Below are 6048 nucleotides of genomic sequence, written 5' to 3'. Positions count from 1 at the left end.
CCCCATCTTCAATTTTCGTTTCTAATTGACGGATTAAGATTTCACTTTTACTAGGCTGCTGTAACTTATACTTAATAAAATCTCTTGTCTGTTTTGCCAGTTCTCCTACAACTCTACCTCTACCTTGAGCAACAGTAATACTTTTGACAAAAGGTTGAGCGCAAGTAACCAAACTATAGTCAGGATCGAGGTTTCTCGCAATACCATCTAAGGTAGATAGAGACTTCAGAATAAAAATCATTTGGGAAGGCAAACGAAATGGTTGCTGCTCAAACAAAACATAAAGCTCCTCTTTTATCTCATCAAAATTATAAAAATCAACAGGTTTATCTGTAAAATTTTCCAATAGAAAATTCACTAATCTTTTTACAGGCATAATATCCGGCATTGGTTCAATTAAACCAATAGTAATCAAAGTATTAAGCACCTGGTCAACATCTTTTCTGAGAATAGCAAAAAACGTTTTAATCATCTGGTCTTTTGTCAATGACTTTACCTCAGCCATCATGCCAAAATCATAAAAAATAACACCACCATCTAAACTAACAGCTAAATTTCCTGGATGAGGATCAGCTTGAAAAAAACCATCTAATAATAATTGCCTTAAATAACAACAAACTCCTATTTGATTAATCCTTTTTGGATTAATCTTACAAGCTTCTAGTCGTACTTTATCGTTAATTTTGATTCCCGGTAAATATTCAAGAGTGATAACTTTTTCCGTAGTATAAGTCCAATAAACAAGAGGTACAATTATTTCCGGATAATCTTTAAAATTTTCCCGAAAACGATCGGCATTTTTACCCTCATTCACATAATCAATTTCTTGATAGAGAATTTTAAAAAAATCATAATAAATAGCATCTAATTCATACCTTTTAGCCCAGGAAAAATACCTTTGACAAAAACGGATAACACTTTTGACAACCTTTACATCCAAGTCAAATAAAGATTTTAATCCAGGACGCTGTACCTTAACTACAACTTCCTCACCTGTTTGTAACTTGGCTTTATGTACTTGTCCAAGACTAGCTGCAGCAATGGGAGGTTCTTGAAAATCTCGATAGAGAGAATAAAGAGAGTTACCAAGTTCAGACTCAATAATAGCGATCGCTTCTGTCGTTTCAAAAGAAGGCACATTATCTTGTAATTTTCCTAACTCCTCCACATATTCCTTCGGTAATATGTCAGCCCGCGTGGATAAAGACTGACCTATTTTGATAAAAGTTGGGCCTAAATCTAGCATAGTCCTCACCAACCACTTAGCCCTACGCTTTCTCACAGAGGCAGACTTATTTTGAAATAAATTGTCCCACCATAAAAAGAAAAAAAATTTTCCAAAGGCACTAAAAACATCTATTTTTCTGGTCAGAGGAGAATATTGAGTGCGTTGCCAACGAAGGGACTTAGAAGCATCTTGAGTGAGCATACTATAAAGTTATGTAAATCTATCCACCGTCCATTGATTGTAACTGGGAAACGAAAATTCCGGAAGATGAGTCATTTCAGTTATCAGTATCAAGCTAAAAAAGAACAGCTAAGTCCCTTGACATTGGAAGCAATTCTATAGCATTTTGTAACACATTGTAACAAAAAAGTGCCTTTCCTTTTTGAGCTAGTGAATTATGTTAATGGTCTAAAAACAAGGAAAAGTCTGATTATGTCTAGCGAACAAAGATCGAAACATCCCTTTCATATGTACGAGGCGATTTTTGCACAACCTCAAGCATTTACTCATGTAGCTCAAGGTAATGAAGTCTTAATTGATAATTGCGCTACCCGTATAGCTTCCTGTGAACGGCTATTTTTAGTTGGTATTGGAACTTCATATCATGCAGCTCTCGTCGGTGAACACTTAATGCGTTTGTATGGGAGAGACCTTTTCACACAAACATTTCACTCATTTGATTTTGCACTTTATAGACCCCGAATAACACCAAGAGATTGTGTCATTGGTATTAGTCATCGCGGGAATAAACTTTATACAGTTGAATCTCTCAAATATGCTCGTGAAGTAGGTTGTTACACCATATTCATTACTGGTGAAGGTGTAGTTACCGAGGCTGTACAAAGCGATGTCACCTTACCTACAGTTGCACAGGATAAGTCAGCTGCTCATACCGTTAGTTATATTGGTACGATTTCAGTCTTATCTACTCTTGCGGATCGTATCGGCTTTCATCGTACCGGGACAAGTCTTCTATCGAAAAGTTTTCTGGAGTATGAACTTTCTGAACTACTGTCTGTAGCACTAGAAACGGAGAATGAGATGGTACGCTTCGCCCACGAACAAGTCAATCGGCGACGCATCTGGTTAGTTGGTGGCGGCCCAAGTCACTGCATGCTAGCGCAACAGGGTGGGTTATTGTTCCAAAAGTTCCAGAATCATTCTGTTCTTTAACCTGCCTTGTGCCGCTCCAATTATTTACCTACTACTTAGCATTAGAGTGCGGAACAAACCCTGATGGATTTAGGCTCGAAGACCCACGTTTTGCCCGTGCACGCTCATTAATACAGTTATAGGAAGATTTCATTAATGGATAATGGATAATGGATAAAACCGTTACGGAATTGAATATCAGGAAATATTATTTCTTTTTTCCCCTTAAAAGGGGAGGCTTCAAGGCGCAAATTATATCATGTCCGGTTGAACAGTTATAAATAAATTATGAAGGAGTCAGGAGTCAGGAGTCAGGAGTCAGGAGGGAAGAAAGAAGAAGAAAAAGAAAGTTTTTTTTATCACTAATTATCCGGAACATGATATTATTTAATTATTAATTATTAATTATTAATTATTAATTATTAATTATTCGGTTTATACAGAAATAAATAGAGAATTTCTTATTTTTTATTGGCTTCTTGTTTAGCTGTATCGCTGTATTTTTGGTAAACTTCAGCTCTATTGACTGCCACATCATAGCCTGAGTAATAAGGTGTCGAGTTATTTTTTGAATTTAGTAAAAAAATGATACAAATTATACAGAAATAAATAGAGAATTTCTTATTTTTTATCGGCTTCTTGTTTAGCTATATCGCTGTATTTTTGGTAAAGTTCAGCTCTATTGACTGCCACATCATAGCGTGAGTAACTTGGAGTAACAGAGGCCATTAGTTGTGATGCCTGTTGCCATTTGGAGGCGATCGCCGTCCACTCCTCCTGAGACTGAGCTGTTTTACCATCAGCAGCAGCTTCTTGAGCAAGTCGCACCGCTTGAGCAAAAGCTTCTTTCGACTCAGCTATAGTATCCTCTGAATTTTTAATAGTGGAGTCCGGAGATTGTAAGGTTGTATTTTCCAGAGCTGATATTCTATCTAACCTAGAAAAATTTAGCCATTTATTAACTTGGATGCCCAAAACTAGCATCAACAGACTTAGAAAAAAACCACCCATCATACCCAGTTGGAATTGATTTTGCTTTTGTATTTGAGCGCGATCGACACTTTTAGATAGATATATGGGAGTTGGTTTAGGCTTACTTGTCTGAAAATGACGTGCTATTTGTTTAAAAATATTGGGCTTAGTCAAAGTAATTTGTTGAGACCAGAGCAACTTATCTTTTGGATCTCTGGTAATTTCATCAAGCCATAGTAATTGCTGTTCTTGAACAATTCTACTATTAATATTTACTTTTCGGATATTACGAGGTGAGATTTCTTCGAGAATGTACTTAACTTGTTGTACAAGGTTAGACTGTTCCAACTGTTCAATCTGAGTTGCTTCGCATAAAAGCTGCAAAACACCATCAGAAAATATAGCTCTAATTCTTACATCTAATGTAGCAAGCTGTTGATTAAGAACTTGAATAATAGCTGCTACACTTCCTTGACGTGCTTGTATAAATATATCGTTAATTTTATCTGTCATTGGTAGTTACTGCAATTGATTTAATAGTTAACTCAGATGGTTAAATCTCATTTTTAATTTGTCTAAAGTTTCTTGGTCATACTTGAAAGTTATTACCGAAAAGAAAGCAATAAAATTAAATTAAATTTAAATAACTTTATACCTTTTTCCTAATAGTAGATACGGACAGAGTTATACCATTTCTCTATGAAGTTGCGCTGAATAAAAGATAACAGCTATTAGTAAAATTCAGGTTTGGGAAAGAATTATTAAGCGCATTATTACAGAGAAATGGTATTAGAACTTTTGAAAGATATTCCTTGCATAATTTAATTCCCACTATAAAACCTTGGCTTTACTTATAAACTGGCCGTTTCACTAATATGACCAACTTCTGATTAAAAGTAGAGTTGTAATACCAAATTGATAAATATTTGCTACAAATAGCTAGGATATTTCTTAGGAGTCAGGAGTCGTATGGGAATAGCTTCAATACCATTTTTCAGGTCGGAAATCATTCTTTTCTCTTGGTGCGCGTTCCGCAAGGGAGCTGGCGTCGTCGCGGGGTCGCACCGCTTTGCCAAAGGACATATCCTGCACGCGTCTTTTTATTCCTCTTACTATTCGTCACATTCTTTTTTCACGCTTGGTATAAAATATACCCCCTATATATAATAAGTAAAAATTATATCTGTTATCATCCTTTTTTCTCTTTTTTGTTCTATGTTTCCGGCAACTACAGCTAAGTCTAGTAATTCTTCAAGAGGTCTACGGTATTAGCTATTTGAAGTTAAAAGTCTTATGTTAAAATTTGCGACAGCAATAGAGGGAAAACAGGAAAGTAATTATGGCCCAATCCCTAAGTGGCAAAATCTTTGTACTAGATGACAATATTGATACTGACCAAATTATTCCCGCCGAGTACCTGACTTTGGTTCCTTCCAAGCCAGATGAATATGAAAAGTTAGGCAGTTATGCTCTATGTGGGTTGCCTGATCGCTACGGTAAGTTTATCTCACCGGGAGAAATGAAAACCCATTATCCAATCATTGTGGCTGGAGAAAACTTTGGTTGTGGGTCTTCGCGGGAACACGCACCTATCGCCTTGGGTGCTTCTGGTGTCCAAGCAGTAGTGTCTCAATCTTATGCTCGCATCTTTTTTCGCAATTGTTCAGCCACTGGGGAGTTATATCCTTGGGAGTCTGTTGATCGCCTATGTGAGTTATTTGAAACTGGTCAGGAAGTTACTATTGATTTTGAAGAAAATCAGTTAACCAATCATACTCTTGGTATAAGTTATCAATTGAAGTCTTTAGGAGAAGTAAAACCTGTCATTGATGCTGGTGGTCTTTTTGCCTATGCGCGTCAAACAGGTATGATTTCCCAAAAACCAAGTTAAATTGTTATTTTCAATAGGAGAGAAACTAATCTCTCCTTTTTACTGTTCAATTTTTCGATAATTTTTAGTTGTGTACTTTTGCATTTTTTGTAAGCTAAATCTTCAGAAAGTACCAGTCTAAAATTAATTATTTGGTAGTGGTACATAGTAATGGTAGAGGGAGATGGGGAGATGAGGAGATGAGGAGATGGGGAGTGGAAAAAACTGTGAGTAGGAAAGAAACCGAAATACATGCTCTCTCTTGGTCGATTGGATATGGCGCAGGTTTCCTCGCCATCCCACCCTTCGGGAAGCTGCGCTAACGACCGCTTTCTTTTAATTGGAACTGAGGTAATTTGTCCCAAGTTCAATCAATACCATTACGGTTGCAGGATTGCCAATTATTTATTTTATATCAGAGAATTATTTTTTCCTTCTTCTTTAGATTTGTCGCTAAATAGATAGAAAAAATCTCCAAAACCTAGACAGGGTAATTATTTAGAGTCTTTTGATCGATAAATAACTACAAGCTTTACATAGCGGGGGTTTCTACAATTTTTTAGTTTATAAAGCGACAAGTCTCTTCTCTCCTAGATAACTAAAGCCTTCTTCCTTCTTGAATGCTACTTTCGTATTGGTAATTTCTTTAATTTCTGGTTGGATCTGGAGACATTATGATACTCTGACAACTTTGGCTCAACTTAATCTGAATTGATGGCGAGCTTCAGACAGTAGAATTAATATTAAAGCCGATTCTAAGTGTTGATATTTTTAGTCTTAAATTATAGTTATTTAAACATCTTTGTATGGTAGCCCGATAATTATA

Annotated in this window: 5 protein-coding genes; 3 read left to right on the top strand and 2 right to left on the bottom strand. The window is 36.2% G+C overall.

Annotated elements, in window-relative coordinates:
* Nucleotides 1-1429: AarF/ABC1/UbiB kinase family protein (locus F6K13_RS14600; protein WP_287287714.1), on the bottom strand; the 1429-nt coding region annotated here is incomplete at its 3' end.
* Between the two features lie 231 nt (nucleotides 1430-1660).
* Here F6K13_RS14600 and F6K13_RS14595 point away from each other — a divergent pair.
* On the top strand, nucleotides 1661-2401 hold the full coding sequence (locus F6K13_RS14595) for an SIS domain-containing protein (RefSeq protein WP_124147480.1): 741 nt from the start codon (nucleotides 1661-1663) through the stop codon (nucleotides 2399-2401).
* Nucleotides 2402-3001: 600 nt separating this feature from the next.
* On the opposite strand, the gene F6K13_RS14590 is transcribed toward F6K13_RS14595, so the two are convergent.
* The gene (locus F6K13_RS14590) at nucleotides 3002-3865 is read right to left on the bottom strand and encodes a hypothetical protein (protein WP_124147479.1); all 864 of its coding nucleotides are present in this window, start codon (nucleotides 3863-3865) and stop codon (nucleotides 3002-3004) included.
* A gap of 826 nt (nucleotides 3866-4691) precedes the next feature.
* On the opposite strand from F6K13_RS14590, the gene F6K13_RS14585 reads away from it, so the two are divergent.
* Both F6K13_RS14585 and F6K13_RS14580 read left to right on the top strand, forming a co-directional pair.
* Nucleotides 4692-5243 (top strand): 3-isopropylmalate dehydratase, encoded by a 552-nt coding sequence (locus F6K13_RS14585; RefSeq protein WP_124147478.1) that lies wholly within the window; start codon nucleotides 4692-4694, stop codon nucleotides 5241-5243.
* A gap of 137 nt (nucleotides 5244-5380) precedes the next feature.
* Nucleotides 5381-5545, top strand: coding sequence for a hypothetical protein (locus F6K13_RS14580; RefSeq protein ID WP_287287713.1), 165 nt, complete (start codon nucleotides 5381-5383; stop codon nucleotides 5543-5545).
* Nucleotides 5546-6048: the final 503 nt, after the last annotated feature.

It is taken from the genome of Okeania sp. SIO2B9 (assembly GCF_010672505.1).
Classification (GTDB): domain Bacteria; phylum Cyanobacteriota; class Cyanobacteriia; order Cyanobacteriales; family Microcoleaceae; genus Okeania; species Okeania hirsuta.
The sequence above is the reverse complement of the archived record's forward strand: the minus strand, read 5'-3'. Positions and strand labels throughout refer to the sequence as shown.